25 protein-coding genes are annotated in these 22,173 nt (G+C 35.1%); 20 read left to right on the top strand and 5 right to left on the bottom strand.

All coding sequences use genetic code 11. The features are described from left to right. The first annotated feature begins 344 nt into the window (after positions 1 to 344). From ACX9TM_RS18585 to ACX9TM_RS18575, 3 genes are read left to right on the top strand one after another with little or no spacing between them, the layout of a single operon-like run. Complete coding sequence (locus ACX9TM_RS18585) at positions 345 to 668, top strand: PadR family transcriptional regulator (protein WP_001102628.1); 324 nt, start codon at positions 345 to 347, stop codon at positions 666 to 668. Beyond that, positions 661 to 1,203: a DUF1700 domain-containing protein gene (locus ACX9TM_RS18580; RefSeq protein WP_000031383.1), complete on the top strand. Its 543-nt coding sequence runs from the start codon at positions 661 to 663 to the stop codon at positions 1,201 to 1,203. Before ACX9TM_RS18585 ends, ACX9TM_RS18580 begins: the two co-directional genes overlap by 8 nt. Then, entirely contained in the window at positions 1,204 to 2,007 is an 804-nt protein-coding gene (locus ACX9TM_RS18575) for a DUF4097 family beta strand repeat-containing protein (protein ID WP_000976237.1), read from the top strand. 90 nt (positions 2,008 to 2,097) lie between these two features. Here the strand turns inward: ACX9TM_RS18575 and lexA are convergent, their stop codons facing one another. Beyond that, the gene (lexA, locus tag ACX9TM_RS18570) at positions 2,098 to 2,718 is read right to left on the bottom strand and encodes a transcriptional repressor LexA (RefSeq protein ID WP_000413738.1); all 621 of its coding nucleotides are present in this window, start codon (positions 2,716 to 2,718) and stop codon (positions 2,098 to 2,100) included. 141 nt (positions 2,719 to 2,859) lie between these two features. On the opposite strand from lexA, the gene ACX9TM_RS18565 reads away from it, so the two are divergent. Together ACX9TM_RS18565 and ACX9TM_RS18560 are read left to right on the top strand one after the other, a co-directional pair. Beyond that, complete coding sequence (locus tag ACX9TM_RS18565; RefSeq protein ID WP_000991469.1) at positions 2,860 to 3,516, top strand: YneB family resolvase-like protein; 657 nt, start codon at positions 2,860 to 2,862, stop codon at positions 3,514 to 3,516. 45 nt (positions 3,517 to 3,561) lie between these two features. Next, positions 3,562 to 3,801, top strand: coding sequence for a DUF896 domain-containing protein (locus tag ACX9TM_RS18560; RefSeq protein WP_000607015.1), 240 nt, complete (start codon positions 3,562 to 3,564; stop codon positions 3,799 to 3,801). Between the two features lie 39 nt (positions 3,802 to 3,840). Here ACX9TM_RS18560 and ACX9TM_RS18555 read toward each other — a convergent pair whose 3' ends face one another. Next, positions 3,841 to 5,424 (bottom strand): bifunctional metallophosphatase/5'-nucleotidase, encoded by a 1,584-nt coding sequence (locus tag ACX9TM_RS18555; RefSeq protein ID WP_063220564.1) that lies wholly within the window; start codon positions 5,422 to 5,424, stop codon positions 3,841 to 3,843. A 185-nt stretch (positions 5,425 to 5,609) separates the two neighbouring features. Here ACX9TM_RS18555 and ACX9TM_RS18550 point away from each other — a divergent pair, with 185 nt between their 5' ends. The 14 genes from ACX9TM_RS18550 to ACX9TM_RS18485 all read left to right on the top strand — a co-directional run bounded on the left by ACX9TM_RS18550 (position 5,610) and on the right by ACX9TM_RS18485 (position 19,979). Continuing rightward, positions 5,610 to 6,548: a phosphate/phosphite/phosphonate ABC transporter substrate-binding protein gene (locus ACX9TM_RS18550; protein WP_000915065.1), complete on the top strand. Its 939-nt coding sequence runs from the start codon at positions 5,610 to 5,612 to the stop codon at positions 6,546 to 6,548. 83 nt (positions 6,549 to 6,631) lie between these two features. Further along, positions 6,632 to 7,405, top strand: a complete 774-nt coding sequence (phnC, locus tag ACX9TM_RS18545; protein WP_000569240.1) for a phosphonate ABC transporter ATP-binding protein — start codon at positions 6,632 to 6,634, stop codon at positions 7,403 to 7,405. Beyond that, positions 7,402 to 8,196, top strand: a complete 795-nt coding sequence (phnE, locus tag ACX9TM_RS18540; protein WP_001000763.1) for a phosphonate ABC transporter, permease protein PhnE — start codon at positions 7,402 to 7,404, stop codon at positions 8,194 to 8,196. The genes phnC and phnE (ACX9TM_RS18540) overlap by 4 nt, the downstream gene beginning before the upstream one ends. Further along, the gene (phnE, locus tag ACX9TM_RS18535; protein ID WP_000047897.1) at positions 8,196 to 8,999 is read left to right on the top strand and encodes a phosphonate ABC transporter, permease protein PhnE; all 804 of its coding nucleotides are present in this window, start codon (positions 8,196 to 8,198) and stop codon (positions 8,997 to 8,999) included. Before phnE (ACX9TM_RS18540) ends, phnE (ACX9TM_RS18535) begins: the two co-directional genes overlap by 1 nt. A 296-nt stretch (positions 9,000 to 9,295) precedes the next feature. Beyond that, on the top strand, positions 9,296 to 11,296 hold the full coding sequence (tkt, locus tag ACX9TM_RS18530) for a transketolase (protein WP_000019766.1): 2,001 nt from the start codon (positions 9,296 to 9,298) through the stop codon (positions 11,294 to 11,296). 156 nt (positions 11,297 to 11,452) lie between these two features. Then, the gene (gene sirA, locus ACX9TM_RS18525) at positions 11,453 to 11,893 is read left to right on the top strand and encodes a sporulation inhibitor of replication protein SirA (protein ID WP_000860636.1); all 441 of its coding nucleotides are present in this window, start codon (positions 11,453 to 11,455) and stop codon (positions 11,891 to 11,893) included. Between the two features lie 78 nt (positions 11,894 to 11,971). Then, on the top strand, positions 11,972 to 12,193 hold the full coding sequence (locus ACX9TM_RS18520) for a YneF family protein (protein ID WP_001123317.1): 222 nt from the start codon (positions 11,972 to 11,974) through the stop codon (positions 12,191 to 12,193). 122 nt (positions 12,194 to 12,315) lie between these two features. Continuing rightward, positions 12,316 to 14,067: an ABC transporter ATP-binding protein gene (locus ACX9TM_RS18515; protein ID WP_000862455.1), complete on the top strand. Its 1,752-nt coding sequence runs from the start codon at positions 12,316 to 12,318 to the stop codon at positions 14,065 to 14,067. Beyond that, the gene (locus tag ACX9TM_RS18510; protein ID WP_000229520.1) at positions 14,067 to 15,830 is read left to right on the top strand and encodes an ABC transporter ATP-binding protein; all 1,764 of its coding nucleotides are present in this window, start codon (positions 14,067 to 14,069) and stop codon (positions 15,828 to 15,830) included. Before ACX9TM_RS18515 ends, ACX9TM_RS18510 begins: the two co-directional genes overlap by 1 nt. A gap of 130 nt (positions 15,831 to 15,960) precedes the next feature. Continuing rightward, positions 15,961 to 17,007 carry a GH25 family lysozyme gene (locus ACX9TM_RS18505; RefSeq protein ID WP_063220563.1) on the top strand — a complete coding sequence of 349 codons (1,047 nt, stop codon included), beginning with the start codon at positions 15,961 to 15,963 and terminating at the stop codon, positions 17,005 to 17,007. 140 nt (positions 17,008 to 17,147) lie between these two features. After that, positions 17,148 to 18,167 carry an NERD domain-containing protein gene (locus tag ACX9TM_RS18500; protein WP_016125126.1) on the top strand — a complete coding sequence of 340 codons (1,020 nt, stop codon included), beginning with the start codon at positions 17,148 to 17,150 and terminating at the stop codon, positions 18,165 to 18,167. Between the two features lie 23 nt (positions 18,168 to 18,190). Next, positions 18,191 to 18,739 carry a hypothetical protein gene (locus tag ACX9TM_RS18495; protein WP_016125125.1) on the top strand — a complete coding sequence of 183 codons (549 nt, stop codon included), beginning with the start codon at positions 18,191 to 18,193 and terminating at the stop codon, positions 18,737 to 18,739. A 239-nt stretch (positions 18,740 to 18,978) separates the two neighbouring features. After that, complete coding sequence (locus tag ACX9TM_RS18490) at positions 18,979 to 19,125, top strand: BC1881 family protein (RefSeq protein WP_000644411.1); 147 nt, start codon at positions 18,979 to 18,981, stop codon at positions 19,123 to 19,125. Positions 19,126 to 19,223: 98 nt separating this feature from the next. Then, positions 19,224 to 19,979, top strand: coding sequence for a sulfite exporter TauE/SafE family protein (locus tag ACX9TM_RS18485; RefSeq protein WP_000974659.1), 756 nt, complete (start codon positions 19,224 to 19,226; stop codon positions 19,977 to 19,979). Positions 19,980 to 20,340: 361 nt separating this feature from the next. Here the strand turns inward: ACX9TM_RS18485 and ACX9TM_RS18480 are convergent, their stop codons facing one another. Further along, positions 20,341 to 20,547, bottom strand: a complete 207-nt coding sequence (locus tag ACX9TM_RS18480) for a DUF3903 domain-containing protein (protein ID WP_000625222.1) — start codon at positions 20,545 to 20,547, stop codon at positions 20,341 to 20,343. A 142-nt stretch (positions 20,548 to 20,689) separates the two neighbouring features. Here ACX9TM_RS18480 and ACX9TM_RS18475 point away from each other — a divergent pair, with 142 nt between their 5' ends. Further along, positions 20,690 to 21,103 (top strand): NUDIX hydrolase, encoded by a 414-nt coding sequence (locus ACX9TM_RS18475; RefSeq protein WP_016125124.1) that lies wholly within the window; start codon positions 20,690 to 20,692, stop codon positions 21,101 to 21,103. A 12-nt stretch (positions 21,104 to 21,115) separates the two neighbouring features. Here the strand turns inward: ACX9TM_RS18475 and ACX9TM_RS18470 are convergent, their stop codons facing one another. Together ACX9TM_RS18470 and ACX9TM_RS18465 are read right to left on the bottom strand one after the other, a co-directional pair. Then, a complete protein-coding gene (locus ACX9TM_RS18470; RefSeq protein WP_016118473.1) occupies positions 21,116 to 21,793 on the bottom strand; it encodes an LrgB family protein in 678 nt (225 codons plus the stop codon). After that, positions 21,790 to 22,155, bottom strand: coding sequence for a CidA/LrgA family holin-like protein (locus tag ACX9TM_RS18465; protein ID WP_000872365.1), 366 nt, complete (start codon positions 22,153 to 22,155; stop codon positions 21,790 to 21,792). Before ACX9TM_RS18465 ends, ACX9TM_RS18470 begins: the two co-directional genes overlap by 4 nt. Between the last annotated feature and the right edge of the window lie 18 nt (positions 22,156 to 22,173).

Genomic DNA, 22,173 nt, shown 5'->3' with positions numbered 1-22,173 from the left:
ATGCAGGTTCTCAAATAGGAATTCGATTCATATATAGCTAATGAGAAAAAGCCCTAATACCGATAAGTATTGGGGCTTTTTCTCATTAGCTATAGTGAATAAGTTTGTGGTGGATTTTTCAAGAGGAAAGAGTGAATGAAGTCTAATATTAATGTAAATGAAATGAAACTTTGAATGCTGCTTAGTTATAACATAGTCTTATTCAGGATTTCGTTAGTTAATTTTCTAAATTTAGGGAATAAATATAGTTTAGTACCTTGCGATAAACAATACTAAGTGGTATATTATGGATAAAACAGGTACCGTGTATTGAACAGTACTAAGATAGGAAAGGAGGATGGCACTTGAACGTTCAGTTTAAAAAAGGTGTGCTTGAACTTTGTGTATTAGCACTTGTAAAACGTAAAGATAGTTACGGTTATGAACTTGTTCAGCAAATTTCTAATAAATTTTTAATATCGGAAGGGTCAGTATACCCTTTATTACGTCGTTTGACGAAAGAAGGGTATTTTCAAACGTATTTAAAGGAATCTACGGAAGGGCCACCTCGTAAATATTATCAATTAACAGAGCAAGGGGAGACGCAATTTCATTTGTTAGTAACAGAATGGCGTGATTTTGCGAAAGGGGTACAAGAAATTATTGAAGGGGTGGAATGGGATGAGTAAAGAAGGGTTTCTTAAAGAATTATCAAGTTATCTTAGAAAGTTACCAGAGGAAGAGAGGCAAGATATTTTATTGGATTATGAAGAGCACTTTCAGTTTGGACTAGAAGAGGGGAAAACTGAATCGGAAATAATACAGGGCCTTGGTTCTCCGAAAGTAATCGCGAAAGAATTACTTGCGATGTATCGCTTCGATGAAATGAAAAAAAATCCATCGACTTCAAATGTGACAAGAGCTGTTATGGCAGCGATTGGACTTAGTTTGTTTAATTTTATTATTGTGTTAGGCCCGTTAGTCGCAATTATTGCTTTTATATTTTCTTTTTGGATCGGTGGTATTGCTAGTGTAGTAACACCATTTTTCGTTATTGGAAAAGTATTTATGGGTACTTTTATATGGTTGGATCTTTTCGTTAGTATAACGTTTGTTGGGGTAGGTTTATTGTTATGTATTATCGCTTTTTATAGTACAAAGTGGTTTAAGAGATTGTGTGTACGATATGTAATATGGAACTTCAAAATGATAAAAGGAGAGTAAATGATGAAAAAACTATTTTTAATCGCTATCGCTTGTATCATTATTGGAGTAATAGGAATTTCCCAAACATATGAAAAAGCAGTACAAACTGCTGAAAAAGGCGATAAAGAAAATGTAATTAAAAACGAAACATTAAAAAATATAGAAGTTAAGTTAGATGCCGGGGATATTATTGTCCAAAAATCTCCTGACTCTTCTTTTTATGTAAAGCAATCGGGAGATGTACGTAAACAAGAGATTCGTATCGCAGAAGATGGTGACACATTAAAAATTATTGGGGAAAGAGAAAAAGGTGCTTCATTTGATTTTTCTTTTTACGATTTTAGGTTTCAAACGTCTAAATTGACTCTCCTTGTGCCCGAACGCTCTTACCAAGATGTAAAAGTAAATTCATCTGCTGGACAAATCGAAATGAGTGATGTGAAAAGTGATAGCGTAAGTGTTAGAACACTTGCTGGAGAAGTAGAGTTGAAACAAGTAACGGCTAAGAATGTGGAGGGATCGACAAAAGCTGGTGAGGTGAACTTTAAGAAGGTATTAGGGAAAGTGACCGCAAAAACAACAAGTGGGGAAATAAATATTCAAGATCATGATTCTAAGTATAATCTAGAAGCCAGTTCAACTGCGGGAGATATAGATATTACTTTATCGGAAAAACCACAAGATGCGGTAATTACTGGGCAAAGTGCTGCTGGAGATGTAACAATTTTTAATGAAGAAAATAAAAATGTAACAATTGGAAATGGCAGTAAAAAGATTAGCGGTAAAACGGCTGCGGGAGATGTGACGATTGAAACTCGTTAATAAGAAATAGAATGCATGGAAATCTATCAAAATACAAAAAGAAGATAATTACCTTATTTATATACGGTAATTATCTTCTTTTTGTTATTTTTAATGTAAATCACGATATACGCCAATTACTTTCCCGATAACTGACACTTGTTTTAAAATGATAGGTTCTAATGAAGAGTTTTCTGGTTGTAGACGGAAATGGTCTTTTTCTTTATAGAAACGTTTAACTGTTGCTTCGTTATCCTCTGTTAAAGCGACTACAATTTCACCATTATATGCAGACTGCTGTTGGCGAACAACAACTAAATCTCCATCGAAAATACCAGCTTCAATCATACTATCTCCAGAAATACGTAACATGAACACTTGGTCTGCTCCAGCAACAATACTAGCTGGAAGTGGGAAATGTTCTTCTACGCTTTCGACCGCTGTAATTGGTAACCCAGCAGTGACTTTTCCGACAATTGGAACTTGAATAACAGATTGTGTTTCCGTATCCATTCGGTCTTCACCTAAAATTTCAATGGCACGTGGTTTTGTTGGATCGCGTCGAATGTATCCTTTTTCTTCTAATCGTGATAAATGTCCGTGCACTGTAGAACTAGAAGCGAGGCCGACTGCTTGACCAATTTCACGTACGGAAGGTGGATATCCTTTTTCTTGTACTTTTAGCTTAATAAAGTCGAGAATGTCTTGCTGGCGTTTCGTTAACTTTTCCATGTTTTCTAACACCTCGTTTTCTTTCATTTTTCTTATTAATAAGTATAACATGTGAAAAAACATTCTACAAACATAAGTTCGAACAAATGGCGGATTTATGTTACACTATAGGGAAATAATAGGGAGAAAGAGGGGTTCAAAATGAATGCAATTATTTATGCACGTGTGAGTACAACGAAAGAAGCGCAAGAAACATCATTATTACGTCAAAAAGATGAATTATTGCATTTAGCTGAGCGCTATCAAATGAATGTTACTAAGGTGATTGAAGAGCAGGCTAGTGGATATACAATTGAACGTGACGGTATATTAGAGGTGTTGGATACAATTCGAGACGAACAAATTGATGTGTTACTTATACAAGATGAAACGCGTCTTGGTAGAGGAAATGCGAAGATCGCGTTAATGCATTGTTTACATAAAGAAGGCATAAAAGTATATACGCATACACATAATGGTGAATTACAATTGTCGGATTCTGATTCAATGGTATTAGATATTATTGGTATTGTTGAAGAATATCAAAGAAAGATTCATAATTTGAAAATTAAACGAGGTATGCAACGTGCAGTAGAAAAAGGTTATCGTCCAGAAAAAAATTTAAAAAATCGTCATTTAAGTGTAGGAAGAGAGAAAAAAGAAGTGCCAATTGAGGAAATTGTACGTTTGCGAAAAAGTGAACTCACGTTTGAAGAAATTGCAGCAACATTACGTGGATTTGGTCATAATGTTTCAAAGGCGACTGTACATCGTAGATATGTAGAGTATACGAAGCAATTGCTTGATAAAGAAGAGTAACTATTGTATGATAATAATCAGTTTTGATTAGAAGGGGGATTCGAGATGATTAATCACGAACTCGTTGAACGCATTAACTTCTTAGCGAAAAAAGCAAAAGCTGAAGGTTTAACTGAAGAAGAGCAACGTGAGCGTCAATCGCTACGTGAACAATATTTAAAAGGATTTCGTCAAAATATGTTAAACGAACTTAAAGGTATTAAAGTTGTTAACGAAGAAGGTACAGATGTTACACCGACGAAATTAAAAGCTTTAAAAAAGCAAGATAATGCAAAATTAAATTAAAAGATGGGCGAAGCCCATCTTTTTTATATGTAAAAATCGTTATTTAATAACTTTCCAGTTGTTATTAACTGTTGCTTCTATCGTTTTATGTTCCAATATATAATTAGCGATAAGTTCAGACATATCTGTGGGTATATCTTTTACTACCGGTTTGTTTTGAAACATAAAGAAATTTCCCCCGCCACTTGCACGATAATTATTCATTACAACGTCATATTCTTCATTCATATTAAGAGGAGCACTGTTATGCTGTAAAGATTCTACTCTTTCACCAATTGGTTTTGAAATGTTTAATACGTATGAAATCCCTTCCCACATATCATAATTATAATGTTGTGGCTTTGGTTCTATGTAGGTAGGACTTACGGTGATGGATCCATCTGTTTTTAATGTGAAATAAGAAGCAGAGAGTTCAAGAGCATTTTTTATATCCGCTCCAGTTATTCTAATTACTTTTAATGTGTTTGGATAAATATAATTAGAAACGATGTCACGCATTGTTACATGTTCCGGGAAACCTGGAGATGTATTATGGAACAAACTTGTACAAGAAATTGATACATTAGCTATATCCATCTGTATTTTATTTATGAATTCGATAAAAGGATGATCATGCAAACGAGTTTGCATAGCATCTGAAATTTGCATATCCCCCTGAATGATTCCAATAGGTTGATCAAGCCACTTTTGTGTTTTCTCTTCGTAATCGGCTACCAATGAAAGTACATCTTGGTCAGCCTCAACTCCTTGTACAGATAATAATTCAGAAGAACTCTCTTTTTTAACCCATTTATGTTTTGTTTTTTCGAATGTTATTTTTACTTTTCCAACTGAGTTTCCATTACATCCGGTCTGTAAAATTGTTACACCGTTAGCCATTGTGTGAGCAATTTCCCGGTGTTGGTGGCCTGTTAATAAAATATCTATGTCGTCAATTTCATGGCACATTGCATATCCTTGGTTTTCTCCTGTTAAAACTTCAGTCGGTACCCCGGTTTGTAAATCTCGTTCAACTCCCCCGTGATACGCTACGACTAGTAAATCTGGTTTCTCATGTTTGCGAATGTAAGAAACCCACTTTTTCGTTGTTTCTAATGCATCTTCAAATTGTAAGTCTCTAATGTGATGGGGTTGTTCCCAATTGGTAATGTAGTGCGTTGTCACCCCTAAAATAGCAATTTTTATATTGGATTCAATCTGTTTGATTATATAAGGTTTTCCGAAATAAGGTTTCTTTATGTTTTTATCTAAAATGTTTGCTGATAGGTACGGGAAGTTCGCAGTAGTCACAGCGTTATTTAATATACCCATCCCGTAATTAAACTCATGATTGCCGATAATTGCAGCGTCATACTGTAAGTAATTTGCTAATAAGGACATTGGGTTTTTTTTGTTTTTTTCGTATGTAACATAATGATAAGTAAATGGTGTTCCTTGAATAAAGTCGCCATTATCAATTAAAAGAACGTTTGTATTTTGGGAACGTTCTTTTTTTATAAGAGTAGAAATTTTAGCTAAACCAAGTTCTGCTGGGGAGTTATCTTGGTAGTGAATAGGATAAACAGTGCCATGTATATCGCTTGTTAATAAGATGTTTAAAGTTACAGTTTGATTTTGTTCCAATATGACTCACCTTTTCTATTGTTATCTTCCAATTCATCATATCAAATATGTGAAGAGAATTTTAATGTGAGTGTATAGAATGTGTAAAGATTCTGTAAATAATCAATTATTTGTAAAAATATGTGATATATTTCTTCATGTTTATGAAAGGTTATTTTATAACAATGAAAAATGGAGGCATTAATATGTTGAAAAAAGTTTTTGCAATGAGCACAACAGTTGTACTAGCAGCGGGATTATTAAGTGGCTGTGGAACGAAGGAATCAAGTGCAAGTAAAAATGAAGATACGAAAAAAGGGTATGTACCGAAGACTTTAAATGTTCAATTTGTTCCTTCTCAAAATGCAGATACGTTAGAGGCGAAGGCAAAACCGCTTGAGAAGCTATTAAGTGATAAGTTAAATATTCCAGTAAAAGTTAGTATTTCAACGAACTACAATACAATTGTAGAAGCGATGGCATCTAAACAAGTAGATGTAGGATTTTTACCGCCAACAGCGTACGTATTAGCACATGAAAAGAAGGCTGCAAATGTAATTTTACAAGCACAACGTTTTGGAGTAGAGGATGAAACAGGAGCTCCTACAAAAGATTTAGTAGATTATTATAAATCTGAGTTTGTTGTTAAAAAAGACTCTAATATAAATAGTGTAAAAGATTTAAAAGGTAAAAAGATTGGTTATCAAGACGTAACATCATCAGCAGGGTATGTATGGCCTGCAGCTGTTCTATTAAAAGAGGGAATTGATCCGTTAAAAGATGTGAAACCTGTTACATTAAAAGGTCACGATCAGTCGCTTATTGCTCTTTTAAATGGTGACGTAGATGCAGCTGTTGTATTCCAAGATGCTCGTAATATTGTAAAAAAAGATTATCCGAATATATTCGAGCAAACGAAAATAGTGAAATTTACGGAGAAAATTCCAAACGATACGATTTCGGTACGTTCTGATTTAGATGAAGAGTGGAGCAAGAAATTACAGGATGCTTTCATTGAAATTGGAAAAAATGAGGAAGGTCACAAAATCATTAAAGAAGTATATTCACATGAAGGATATGTTAAATCTGATGATAGTAAATTTGACATCGTTCGTGAATATGGGAAGAAAGTAAAAACGCAATAATACATATGGAAATGGCAGCTAGCTGAAAGGGAATGTTTTCAGTTAGTTTGCCGTTTTGAATACATAGAAGGTAGGTAAGATGTGTGATAGAATTTCGAAATGTCTCCAAAGTGTATCCAAATGGTACAAAAGGATTGAATAATATAAACTTGAAAATTCAAAAAGGTGAGTTTGTTATAATGGTAGGGCTGTCCGGAGCTGGAAAGTCTACACTTCTAAAATCGGTAAATCGTCTTCATGAGATTACAGAAGGCGAAATCATGATTGAATGTGAGTCTATTACTGCTGCAAAAGGAAAAGATTTACGACGTATGCGCCGGGATATTGGTATGATCTTTCAAAGTTTTAACCTTGTAAAGCGATCAACAGTATTGAAGAATGTATTAGCTGGCCGTGTTGGATATCATTCGACATTGCGTACAACGTTAGGTTTGTTTCCGAAAGAGGATGTGGAGCTCGCATTTCAAGCGTTAAAAAGAGTGAATATTTTAGAAAAAGCATATGCACGTGCTGATGAATTATCAGGAGGACAACAACAACGTGTATCGATAGCTAGAGCATTGGCGCAAGAAGCAAAAATCATATTGGCAGATGAACCTGTTGCGTCGTTAGATCCGCTAACAACAAAGCAAGTATTAGATGATTTAAAGAAAATTAATGAAGATTTTGGAATTACAACAATTGTAAACTTACATTCTATTGCTTTAGCTAGGCAATATGCGACGCGTATTATTGGATTACATGCAGGCGAAATTGTTTTTGATGGTTTAGTAGAAGCAGCAACGGATGAAAAGTTTGCTGAAATTTATGGTGACGTAGCACAGAAAAGTGAATTGTTAGAGGTGGCAGCTAAATGAATGATGTGACGATATATTCGAAGTCGATACCGAAGCCGCCGAGTAAGTTAAAACATATGTTAACGTTTATTCTATTCATTTTACTGTTGTGGGGAAGTAGTATACAGGTCGACGCATCATTTTCAAAGCTAGTAGTTGGTTTTCCTAATATAATGGATTTGTTAAAAGAAATGGTGCCGCCAGATTGGAGTTATTTTCAAGTTATTACAACAGCAATGTTAGATACAATACGTATGGCGATTATTGGGACGACTTTAGGAGCGATTTTAGCTATTCCACTTGCACTGTTTGCGGCAAGTAATGTGTTTACTAGTACATTTTTATACAGTCCAGCTCGATTGATTTTAAATTTTATTCGAACGATACCAGATTTATTATTAGCGGCAATTTTCGTAGCTATTTTTGGAATAGGACCACTTCCGGGTATTTTAGCTCTTACTTTTTTCTCAATTGGGCTCGTGGCGAAATTGTTGTATGAATCAATTGAATCAATTGACCCTGGCCCACTAGAAGCGATGACAGCTGTAGGGGCTAATAAGGTGCAATGGATTGTTTATGGAGTCATTCCACAAGTAAAAGCACACTTTGTTTCCTATGTACTATATACATTTGAGGTGAATGTACGGGCAGCGGCTGTCCTAGGTTTAGTAGGAGCAGGTGGTATTGGACTATATTATGATCGTACACTTGGGTTTTTACAATATCAACAAACTGCATCTATTATCATCTATACTCTTGTTGTTGTATTGGTAATTGATTATGTAAGTACATTGTTGCGGGAGAAATTATAATGAGTAAAACGACGATAATCGTACCAAAACCGAAGAAACCGAGTGTGTATCGCTCGTTTATTTTTATAGCACTTACATTTGTTTATATATGGGCTTTTTCAGGAGTACCGCTAGAGGGAATAAAGGAAACGGCGGGAGAAATTACAAAAGCAATTATGACAGGGATATTGACTCCAGACTGGTCGTATGTATCTTTGCCAGATGGTGAAGATTTATTACATGGATTAATTGATACGTTGGCAATTGCGATATTAGGTACATTTATTTCTGCATTTTTATCTGTTCCGTTTGCTTTTTGGGCGGCAACGAATATGAGTAGTGGAAAATTAACTTCAGGATTTGGGAAATTTGTACTTAGTTTTGTTCGTACATTTCCTGAATTAGTTATGGCTCTTTTATTTATAAAAGCTGTTGGTCCAGGCTCTTTTGCAGGAGTATTAGCCTTAGGATTGCATTCTATTGGAATGTTAGGAAAACTATATTCAGAAGGAATTGAAAACATAGATAAAGGACCGACGGAAGCGTTACTAGCAACAGGAGCAAATCGTTTTCAAATACTTTGGTATGCGGTGTTACCGCAAGTGTTACCAGATTTTCTATCGTATACGTTATACAGATTTGAAATTAATGTACGATCCGCTGCGATTTTAGGAGTTATCGGAGCAGGAGGGATTGGTACACCTTTAATTTTTGCGCTGAGTTCACGGAATTGGTCTCGTGTTGGTATTATTTTATTAGGTATTATTTTAATGGTAATTATAATTGATTTGATTTCAAGCTCGATTCGGAAACGGATTGTTTAACTTATTTGAAAAGCATCGAAGTTAGATGCTTTTTTATGTTTTTAAAAACGTATTTAAAAAAGTAAGTATAGAAGAAATTTGTATAAATATACAGATAATTCCCTTTCTTTTTAAAATAAAAATAATGAAAAAGTATGTCATATTGAATGCCCATACATTCCCGGAAACATTGATTTTTTTATAAAAAATCAAAAAAATATCAACATATTTGTCGATACATGTTGTATAATCTTGCGTGGGAAGCTATCATATAAATGTATAAAACGTTTACTAATATAAGCGAAGGGAAGAATAGCATGTCACATTCAATCGAACAACTTTCTATCAACACGATTCGCACATTATCCATCGATGCGATTGAAAAAGCAAACTCTGGTCACCCAGGAATGCCAATGGGTGCAGCACCAATGGCTTATACATTATGGACTCAATTTATGAAACACAATCCAAATAACCCAACGTGGTTTAACCGTGATCGTTTCGTATTATCTGCAGGTCATGGTTCAATGTTATTATACAGCCTACTTCACCTATCTGGTTATGATGTAACAATGGATGACTTAAAGAACTTCCGTCAATGGGGAAGCAAAACTCCAGGACATCCTGAGTACGGTCATACAGCTGGTGTAGATGCAACGACTGGTCCACTTGGACAAGGTATTGCAACTGCTGTAGGTATGGCAATGGCTGAAAGACATTTAGCTGCTAAATATAACCGTGATGCGTATAATGTAGTAGATCATTATACATACGCTATTTGTGGTGATGGAGATTTAATGGAGGGCGTTTCTGCTGAAGCATCTTCATTAGCTGCTCATTTACAATTAGGTCGTCTTGTTGTGCTTTACGATTCAAACGATATTTCATTAGATGGCGATTTAAATCGTTCATTCTCTGAAAGTGTAGAAGATCGTTACAAAGCATACGGATGGCAAGTAATCCGTGTTGAGGATGGAAACGATATTGAAGCAATCGCGAAAGCAATTGAAGAAGCGAAAGCTGACGAAAAACGCCCAACGCTAATTGAAGTAAGAACGACAATTGGTTTCGGTTCTCCAAACAAATCAGGAAAATCAGCTTCACATGGTTCTCCACTTGGTGTAGAAGAAACAAAATTAACGAAAGAAGCATATGCTTGGACTGCTGAGCAAGACTTCCACGTAGCAGAAGAAGTATATGACAACTTCCGTAAAACAGTACAAGATGTTGGTGAAACTGCGCAAGCTGAGTGGAACACGATGCTAGGTGAATATGCACAAGCATACCCAGAATTAGCAAACGAATTCCAAGCAGCAATGAACGGTCAACTTCCAGAAGGTTGGGAGCAAAACTTACCAACTTATGAATTAGGATCAAAAGCAGCAACTCGTAATTCTTCTGGTGCTGTAATTAATGCAATTGCAGAGTCTGTACCATCATTCTTCGGTGGATCTGCTGACCTTGCTGGTTCTAACAAAACATACATGAATAACGAAAAAGACTTTACAAGAGATGATTACAGCGGTAAAAACATTTGGTACGGTGTACGTGAGTTCGCAATGGGTGCAGCAATGAACGGTATTGCACTACATGGTGGTTTAAAAACTTACGGTGGTACGTTCTTCGTATTCTCTGATTACTTACGTCCAGCAATTCGCCTTGCAGCATTAATGCAATTGCCAGTAACGTATGTATTCACACATGACAGTATCGCTGTTGGTGAAGATGGTCCAACACATGAACCAATCGAGCAATTAGCAGCGCTTCGTGCAATGCCAAACGTTTCTGTTATCCGTCCTGCTGATGGTAACGAATCTGTTGCAGCTTGGAGACTAGCTTTAGAATCTACAAACAAACCAACTGCTTTAGTATTAACTCGTCAAGACCTTCCAACATTAGAAGGTGCAAAAGATGATACGTATGAAAAAGTAGCAAAAGGTGCATATGTAGTTTCTGCAAGCAAGAAAGAAACGGCTGACGTAATCTTACTTGCAACTGGATCTGAAGTAAGCCTAGCTGTTGAAGCTCAAAAAGCATTAGCAGTAGACGGCGTTGACGCAGCTGTTGTCAGCATGCCATCTATGGATCGCTTCGAAGCTCAAACTGCAGAGTACAAAGAATCTGTATTACCAAAAGCAGTAACAAAACGTTTCGCAATCGAAATGGGTGCTACATTCGGATGGCACCGTTACGTAGGTCTTGAAGGAGATGTGTTAGGTATCGATACATTCGGTGCTTCTGCTCCTGGTGAGAAGATTATGGAAGAGTATGGATTTACTGTAGAGAACGTTGTTCGTAAAGTAAAAGAAATGCTTTAATGATTTCAGAAAAATCTCTCCGGCATGGAGAGGTTTTTCTATGTAAATGAGTTTTTTCGACAGAAAAAGTTTTTTATCTCTCCGCAGTCAGACAATCATTGCAAATTTTCTTATATATAATGAAGAGAAAAGGTTGTCCAGATTGGGAGTGGAAAAATGAAAACGTATGAATTGTATTTAATTCAAGAGGATATTGCGAAAGCTTATTTTGGTCGTGAATATTTGTTTTTTGATTTATTTGCTCGATTTTCAGAATCTGGGTCCCTTTCGGAGAAAAAAGTGTTATATAAGCAAATGATGTATATAACGATGCCATTGCAAGTAATGAAAATTCATCATAAATTAGAACAAGCTTTGCGCGTTCTTGGTAAATATGATAGAACACATCATACACATACAATTTATACGGGAGCGGAGTACGGCGAAATAATGGTGAAACCGCACTATATTCGTATGAATACCTCTGGAAATGTCTCTATGGAAACGACGTTCTTTGAGGTGTTAAGAAAGTGTGAATTAACATTTTTAGCTATGGATTATGAAAATACAAAGTACGGATGGCTGAATCCTCTAAAACAAGTACGAACATATGTGTAAAAAATGTCGAATTGTATCTTGTCTTATTGAAAAGGTTTTAGTACACTGTAAGGTAGACAACATGAAGGAGGAAAATATATGCCAATTTGGTTAGGTATTCTAGTGGGCGTAGTAGCACTAGTAGCAGGCGTGGCGTTAGGATTTTTCATTGCCCGCAAATACATGATGAATTACTTACAAAAAAATCCACCAATTAACGAACAAATGTTAAAAATGATGATGATGCAAATGGGACAAAAACCTTCCCAAAAGAAAATCAATCAAATGATGAGCGCAATGAACAAGCAACAAATGAAATAAGCGCTAAAAGACACTCGCTAAGAGTGTCTTTCTTTTTGTTAGTTATAGTTTTTAAAACTTTTAAAAATTCTGTATTTTTGGTAAACTGAAAACATCGCTCATTTTAAGGGAGGAGGAAAAAAATGAAAGTGTTTATGAATTTAGCGTGGTTTTTTAAACAAGAAAAACGAGCGTACATAACTGGAATTATTTTATTGTTTGGCGTTGCACTTTTAGAACTTGTAGCACCAAAAGTAATTGGAATCGTTGTAGATGAAATTAATGATGGAACATTGACGACCGATAAGTTACTAAAATGGGTTGTACTATTAGTAATTGTAGGTATTACGATGTACATATTACGTTACATATGGCGTATTATGATTTTCGGGTCTTCATTAAAATTAGCTCGCCAATTACGAAAAAATTTGTATGAACATTTTACAAAGATGAGTCCATCTTTCTATCAGTCAAATCGGACAGGTGATTTAATGGCACATGCGACCAATGATATTCAAGCGATCCAGCAAACTGCTGGAGCAGGTGTTTTGACGCTTGTTGACTCATTAGCTGTCGGAGGATGTGTACTCGTAGCGATGGGTTTTACAATTAGTTGGAAGTTAACATTATTAAGTTTAATTCCAATGCCGATTGTAGCTATTTCGACAAATTATTATGGAACTTTATTACATAAAAGGTTTCATAAAGCACAGCAATCGTTTTCGGAAATCAATGATAAAGTGCAAGAGAGTATGAGTGGAATGAAAGTGATTCGCTCGCTTGGACAAGAGAAAGAAGATTTACAGGCGTTTCGAAGAAAATCAGAAGATGTTGTACATAAAAATGTGTTAGTTGCACGTATTGATTCGTTATTTGATCCGACAATCTCTCTTATCGTTGGATTTTCTTTTTTAATCGCAGTATGTTACGGATCGGTATTAGTTGTAAGAGGTGAATTAACAGTAGGTGATCTCGTTACATTTACGACATATTTAGGTACCCTCGTTTGGCCAATGTTAGCGTTTGGATGGTTATTCAATATTATGGAGCGTGGGCGTGCTTCATATGACCGTGTAGAAAAAATTCTTTCACAAAAATCAGATGTAGTAAATAGCGAAAATGCTGTACATACAATAGCGAGCGGTAATGTTTCGTTTGCCGTTGATTCATTTTCGTATAAGAAAAATGAATTGTTACATTTAAACGATATTCACTTTGATTTGAAGAAGGGCGAAACGCTAGGAGTTGTAGGACGTACAGGCGCAGGGAAAACGACTTTATTAAAATGTTTAATCCGTGAGTATGATCATTTTAATGGTGAATTAAAAATTGGGGAGCGAGATATTCGAGATATAACACTTCATGGTGTCCGTTCTGCCATTTCATACGTGCCGCAAGATCATTTTTTATTTTCAGCAAGTATTGGCGAGAATATTGCCTTTGGAAAGGCGGATGCTACATATAATGAAATTACCCAAGCAGCAGAGATTGCTTGTATTCATAATGACATCCTCCAATTTTCAGAAGGATATGAAACAGTAGTAGGGGAAAGAGGTGTTTCGTTATCTGGTGGTCAAAAACAGCGAATCTCTATTGCTCGTGCTTTATTAACAAATGCTGAAATTTTAATTTTGGATGATTGTTTATCAGCGGTAGATGCAAAAACAGAAGAGACGATTTTAAGTGCCTTAAAGAGGGAGAGAGCAGGGAAAACGACGATTATTACTGCACACCGATTAAGTGCAATTCAGCATGCCAATCTTATTCTTGTTGTTGATGAAGGTAGAATTGTACAAAGAGGTACACATGAGGAATTAATGAAGGAAAACGGCTGGTATAAGGAAATGTATGAAAGCCAGCAATTAGAAGCTTTAGTCGAGAAAGGAGGCGTATGATGGTAGAGAAGAAGCGAAGTGATTTAAGTAGATTGCTTTCCTATATGAAGCCATATAAAGGGTTACTATCTTTAGCATTTATCTTTTTAGTTGGTGCGACAGTAACGGAAATGATGGGTCCTTTTTTAATTAAACAATTCCTCGATGAACACCTAGTACCGCGGGATTTTGAACGATCAGCGCTTGTTACTTTATTTGTAATTTACATAGTTGCTCATTTATTAAAAGTACTATTTACGTATTTAAATCTATTGTACTTTCAGAACATTGCTTTTAAGATTGTTCAAGATATGCGAGTTGAAGTATATGAACATGTTCAAAAGCTGTCATTAAGTTTCTTTGATCGTACGCCGATTGGTACACTTGTATCGCGTATAACAAATGATACGGAAGCGATTAAAGATTTTTATGTCAGTGTATTATCAACATTTGTAAAAAATGTAGTCTTTTTAGTAGGTATTTTAGTAGCGATGTTTTTATTAGATGTAAAATTAGCGCTATTTTCTCTCGTATTAATTCCGATAATGTTTGCGATTATGGTATTATATCGCCGGAAAAGTGCAGCTTTTTATTTAGAAGTACGTAATCAACTAAGCGTGTTAAATGCAAAGTTGAACGAGTCCATACAAGGAATGAATATTGTTCAAGTGTTCAGACAAGAAAAACGTATGAGAAAAGAGTTTGAAGAAGTGAATAATAAACATTATAGTGCAGGGCGACGTACTTTGAAGTTAGACGCATTACTTTTACGACCAGCTACGGATTTAGTACATATTGTAGCTATTGCGTTAGTACTAGGTTTATTTGGGATTGATGCTTTAAAGAGCCCTGTTGAAGTAGGAGTTTTATATGCTTTTGTTAACTATATACATCGTTTCTTCCAACCTGTAAATGAGATGATGATGAAATTGTCCTTCTTCCAACAGGCACTTGTTTCGTCATCACGTGTATTTCATTTAATGGACGAGAAAGATTTAGCACCGGTTCAAAAAGGTAATGAGAATCCTCAAATCGTGGATGGAGATATTGAATTTAAAAATGTTACTTTTTCATATGATGGAAAGCGTGACGTTTTAAAAAATGTATCATTTCACGTGAAACAAGGGCAAACGGTTGCTTTTGTTGGGCATACTGGTAGCGGAAAAAGTACGATTATGAATTTGTTAATGCGATTTTATAATATTAAGTCAGGAAATATTGTAATAGACGGTGTAGATTTAGAAAAATTTGAAGAACGAGAAATTAGAAAGAAAATAGGACTCGTATTGCAAGATGCATTTTTATTTGCTGGAAATGTAAAGCAAAATATTCGTATGTATAATGAAGAAATTACGGATGAAGAAGTAAAAGAAGCTGCTCGATTTGTGCAAGCGAATACGTTTATTGAAAAGTTACCAAAACAGTATGAAACAGAAGTAGTAGAAAGAGGTGCAGCATTTTCAAGCGGTCAACGACAATTAATTGCTTTTGCTAGAACGATAGCAACGAATCCGAAAGTATTAGTATTAGATGAAGCAACAGCTAATATCGATACAGAAACAGAAGAGGCTATTCAAACAGCGTTGCAACAAATGCGAAAAGGTAGAACGACGATAGCCATTGCGCATAGGTTATCTACAATTCAAGATGCGGATCAAATTTTTGTGATGCATGATGGAGAGATAGTAGAGAGAGGGACACATCAAGAATTATTAAGTGAGCAAGGTTTGTATTATAATATGTATTTGCTACAAAATAAAGTGAGTTTGCAAAAGGCCTTGTAATACAAGGTCTTTTTTATTTTGTATACAAAATATGTTTACTCTTTGTTTCTATAGCATAAATGTCGTGTCCTCTTATGAAACTTGTACATATTGTATGTATACGAAGTAAAAAAATGATAGGAGATTTTATATGCAAAACAGATCAAGTTCAAATGTTACGTTTATTGATGTGTCTCATTGGGAAGGGAATATTGATTGGAATGCAGTGAAGGCATCTGGAATTCCAGCAGCGTATGCAAAAGCGACAGAAGGTGTAAACTACATTGATCCTACTTTTACTAAGAATGTACAAGCAGCACGAAATGCGAATGTATTAATTGGTGCATACCATTTTGCACGCCCAGAACAAAATGATGCAATTTCAGAGGCAAAATATTTTGTGAGTATATTACAAAATAACCAGACAGACTTAATGCCAGTTCTGGATTTAGAATCACCAATAGATCCGAGTAACAGTAATTTAACTGGTAACGCTATATCGAATTGGGCAAGAAGCTTCATAAATTATGTGAAACAGGCTACTGGAAAAGATGTAATGTTATATACAGGAGTTTGGTATATTAATGAGTTCGGAATTAGCGGATTAAGTGATATACCGCTTTGGATTGCTAAATACTCGAGTACACCGCCTGCTGATGCTGGTGGATGGACAACGTGGACAGCGTGGCAGTACACAGATTCTGGACAAATTTCAGGCGTAGGAACTTGTGATGTATCAGCTGCAGTTTCATTAGAAGCTTTAAAAGGGAATGGAGCAAGTGGTGGAGGTAATGTTTCCCCGCCTAATAATGCAACTCCAGTGTACGGGGTTGCTATAATTAATGGAGATAATGTGAATTTGAGAAGTGGACCATCTTTGCAGTCTAGTGTAATTCGCCAATTGAATCGTGGCGAAACATATGAAGTTTGGGGAGAACAAGATGGATGGCTTTGTTTAGGGACAAATCAGTGGGTATATAATGATCCGAGTTATATTCAGTATAAACATTATGTGGCAACTATTACTGGTGATAATGTAAATTTGCGTGATGCTCCATCATTAAATGGAAATGTTATAAGACAGTTACATCATGGTGAATCGTATCGAGTATGGAGTAAGCAAGATGGATGGCTTTGCTTAGGGACAAATCAATGGATATACTATGATCCAAGTTATATTCAGTATGGTGTACAATAGAGTGAAAATAAAAGGTGCCCCGTCAGAGGTGCCTTTTATTAAAAATATACAACTTTTACAAAGTCTATATCGAAACCATAGTATACTATAATAGATATATTTATAAAAAATAATCGAAAATGAAATAAAGGGGTAAAAATATGAATTATGTGCTAATAGGTGCGGTTTTAATATTATTAGCTGTAGTATTTGTGCTGTTTTATAAAAATAAACAGTTAGAATCAGAGAGTCAGCAAGTAGAATTTGAAAAGAAACAAGCGATTGAAACGTATAAAAATGAAATTGCAGCTACGGTGATAGAGCATAAAGAACAACAAAATAATTTAAAAAATATGGAACAGAAAAAATACAATGATTTACAAGTAAGTGCAAATAGAGAAATTGAAAATATGCGTATGATGAAAAATCAATTAGCTGTGCAGCATAGTAAAGAACGTAGTGAAATGCAAAATAAACATAATAACGAAATACATATGTTTCAAAAACTAATTGCAAATCTACGAGAATATACTAAAAACGGCGCTGAAATGAATACGTACGAAACATTACATTATATGAAACGAGGATTCATAGAGCAAGGCACCATATTAGATGCTGAAATTCAAATCATGCCGAATGTTTTTATTAAAAATAATAGTGAAATAAACGATAATCGAATCCATCATCTCATCTTGTGCAAAACTGGTATTTATCTACTTGAGACGAAAGAATGGGAAGAGAAATTAATTCATGGTTTAACGAAAGAAAATGCTGGTATATATTCATTTATGATTGATGAAATGGGTAAGTATCAACAAGAAGTTGAAAAAGAAGAGACATTTGAATATATAGTAGGTAAAGATTCGTCAACTATACAAGTGAAAAATGAAGGGAATCCAGTATATAGGGCGAAGAAACTATCTCAAATTTTATACAGTGCTTTGAAAGAAATGCAGGCTAATAGTATAAAAGAAAAAGTAAAACCAGTTGTATATTTTTATAATAAAAATGGAAAAGAAATAGTAGACCTTTCTAGTGAGGAAACACCTAGATTAAAAGATCGGGAGCAAATTGTAACGTTCTTTAGAAATGAAATATTAGCAGGGGAAGTATTATATACAGTGCAAGAATTAGAACAGATTCAAGAAATGATTAGCCGGATGAATTATATAGTGAGTTAAAAGGGGAGATCTTTCTGAACGCTATGCTACGTGGCATTTTGTATGTCTCTTTTTGTTTATATATAGTAATGTACATTGTATTTATATTCGTCATTGATATGGTCCATATACCCTTAAGTGTAAGCAGCATTTTTGTAGTATTCATACCATTTGTTTTATTAGTCATGATTCAAAGGGCTATTTTATATGTTTCTAAAAATCGTAATGAAGAAAAGAAGCAAATGTTGGGGGGGTTAATAGTAGCACTCATACCATTAATAGTGTGCACTGTACAACTAAGTGTAAATGAATATACATCAAAGTTTAATCAAAATAGATGGTTAAATCATGCAGATAAGCGGGTACATATGGTAGATGATCTATTACAAAAATATAAATTAAAAGGGAAATCAAATGAAGAAATTACACAATTGTTAGGAGCCCCAACGGAAACGAGAAGTGGGGGAGAAGGAGTTATCACTTTGTATTATCTTGGGACTGAACGTGGCTTTATCCCAATAGATAGCGAACAGCTTATTTTACAATTTGATAGAGATGGTAAAGTCATGGAATATACGGTGCATAAAGATTAAAGAAACGTGGAGGGAAGCTATATGTTATAGCTTCTTTTTTATTTTTCAATATGTCAAGGAAGGGGGAGAAGGTTTTTGAGTGGAATAAGGAATGAAAGCGGAGGTGATGCATATATATAGATGCATTGGGCGATTATTCGCCCGATTGGTGAGGGTTAATAATCAATAAGTACGGACAAAAACCCCACTGATGAAAGTTTCACTTTATCATATTGTATAAATGAAAAGGAGGTAAGACGGTGAAAGCAATCCCGACTGATGTCCTGAGTAAAGAATTGATGGAAAGAGAAGGAGTTATATCTATTACAGTAAAGGAATTTGAAAAAATAGAAGTAGCTGGAGTAGTAGTAGCTGGTCCAGCGGTTATTTTGATTAATCAAGATTAAGTACATATCATTGAAATAAAAAGCATCCATCTAGGATGCTTTTTATTTGTATGTAAGGATAAATATGATGGATAATTGTGTTACTGGAGGGAAAGTCTGTGGCAATTATTATAACAATGTTAGTAATGGGTATTTTATTAGGATTTGTTGGAGCTGGAGGAGCTGGGTTTATTATCGCGATACTCACTTTAGTATTTCATATTCCTATTCATGTTGCTCTTGCAACATCTTTAACTGCAATGGCGTTTACGACATTATCAGGTGTTGTCAGTCATTACCGTGAAGGTAATGTAGCACTTATTATAGGCGGGATTGTTGGGGGATTTGGCGCAATTGGCTCTTATATTGGTTCTAAATTTGGTTCACTTATACCAGCACATCTTCTTCATTGGTTTACAGCTGGGATGTTATTTTTATCGGCAATTTTTATGTTTATTAAATTAATTATGTTCCAAAACAAAGAACAGTCATCTTTATATAAGCATAAAGAGTTTTCCATGAACTACTTGTTGAAATGTATATGCCTTGGATTAGTTACTGGAATGATGGCTGGTTCATTTGGGATTGGTTCTGCACCGTTTATTCAGCTTGGATTAATGGTTCTATTGGGATTAACGATTCAGCAATCTGTAGGGACAACAATGCTTGTTATATTACCGATTGCAATTGGAGGCGGTCTAGGATATAGTTCGGAAGGATATTTAGATTATATATTGTTATTGCAAGTATTAATTGGGACCATGTTAGGGGCATATATTGGCGCGAAGTTTACAAATTATGCACCGCGAATGCTTTTGAGGTTTTCGATGATTATGACACCGGTTTTAGCTGGATGTATGCTATTGATGGAGTAAGGTGAAATTATAATAAGTAGGGGGTTACTGCTTACAAATAGCGGGATAAAATTAATATAGCAAACTATTAATATATTTTACGAATGAATTATGTAGGTAATTCATATTTCCCATATAAAAGGATTTGTTTTAATATTATGAGTGTAAAGTTCGAGTATTCGAAGTACTACTTGAATTATATCCCTATCCCTTTTCTAAAAATGCGAACAAGTTTTGCCCTATTCTATTCAATAGTTAATTGCATAGAAATATATTGTTCGATGACCATTATGGAACGTACATAATGGGAAAATCCCGATCCTTAAAGAGGATGCCCCTAATCTTCATGTGAAAATATGATCGGATAAGAAAGCTGACCAATTTATGGTCGGCTTTCTTTTTGTTCAAAAACAATTTTTTCTTTAATTTCTGTTTGTAATAATACAGTTTTTCCGAAGCGACGTTTGCATTCCGCACGCACTTTTTCAATGGCTAGTAGCTGAGTAGTCGCGGGAACTGTGACAATAGCTTGGCGAGCCTTTCGATTTTCTTCACAAAAGACACATTCCACAACATAATTAGAAATCATATTTTCATCCTTCCAGTTTTAATTTCTAAAAAAGGATTGTCTATGAAGTTGATGTAATTTTTCGTCATTGTTTTATTATTTTCCTCTTTTTTTCAAGGGGAAAATAAAAAAGAGGGCGAATTTTAGTAGGGGAGGGATGTTTATGGAGAGATGGATAGGTAGTGCAGCGGTATGTGTAAATGAAAGAAATGAAGTTTTAATGGTACTGCAGGGCAAAGAGGGAGAAGAAAAAAGATGGTCTGTCCCAAGTGGAGGACTTGAAAAGGGAGAGACAATAGAAGAATGTTGTATCAGGGAAGTTTGGGAAGAAACAGGTTACAATGTGGAAGTGGTAAATAAAATATATGAAAAAGAGGGTATTACATACGGTGTTCCAGTGTATGTCCATTATTATTTTGTTAAACAAATAGGCGGTAATATGAAAATCCAAGATCCTGATGAGTTAATACATGAAATTGCTTGGAAAGGGATACATGAAATTGAACAATTGTGTTTAGCTTTTCCAGAGGATTATGAATTGCTGTGCCAATATATAGATAAAGAAGCAAGTATGTAAATACTTGCTTCTTTAATGTATCCAAGACAAGAAAAGCGGAACGATAACTAAACTAGCGCCTGCTGTTAAAAGCATGGATAAACTTGCAATTGTTCCTTCCACAGGACCGATTTCGAATGCTTTTGATGTACCGGTTCCATTTGCGCTCGTTCCTAACATAATACCTTTTGCGATTGCTGTTTTAATGCGGAAAATGCGTATGAGAGAAGGACCGAGCAATGCTCCTGTTAAGGCAGTTAAAACGACAAATACAGCAGTTAATTGTGACATACCACCAATCATTTCTGAAATAGCCATTGCGATTGGTGTTGTTACGATATGTGGCGCTAAACTATGTTCTAGTGATGAATCAATTTGAAAATAATTTGCTAGTAGTGCTGAAGTAATGACTGATAAAAACGAACCGACAATGACATTAAGTAAGATAGCCATTCCATGTTTCTTTAATAAATCAAAATATTTATAGATTGGCCATGCAAAAGCAACTGTTGCAGGCTTTAATAATTCAGTTAACCAGTGACCACCAGATTCATATGTTTCATAAGGTGTATCTAATCCGAGCAATAAAGCAATTAAAATAATGGGACAGACGAGAAGAGGAGAAAGTAGACTCCAATTCCAACGTTGATACATTTTTTTTGATATCCAATATGTGAATAGTGTTAATAGTAAACAAAGAAATCCGATCATTGCGTTGATCCTTTCCGCTTTAGTAGCAATTCTGTTAAAAGTCCTGTAACTAAGGTAACGCAAAGAGTGCTAATCATAATAATTAAAATGAGATCGATTCCATATTGTGTTAGTGTATCTCTGTAACGTATGACAGCGACTGCAGAAGGGATGAAAAATAAAATAAGTTCTTTTAATAAAAAATCTGCTCCGTCCTGTATCCATTCTTTCTTAACTAGGTTAAATTTTAACGAAATTAATAATAAAAAAATACCGATTATACTTCCTGGAACTGGGAGGTGTGCCTGTTTTGCAATCCATTCACCTGTCCAAGCGAAACAAAATAGTAACAAAATTTGTCCGCTTAACTTCCACCATTTCATACAGTAACCACCTCTTTC

It is taken from the genome of Bacillus sp. LH1, from assembly GCF_057924895.1.
This window is presented reverse-complemented; position numbering and strand designations above follow the sequence as displayed.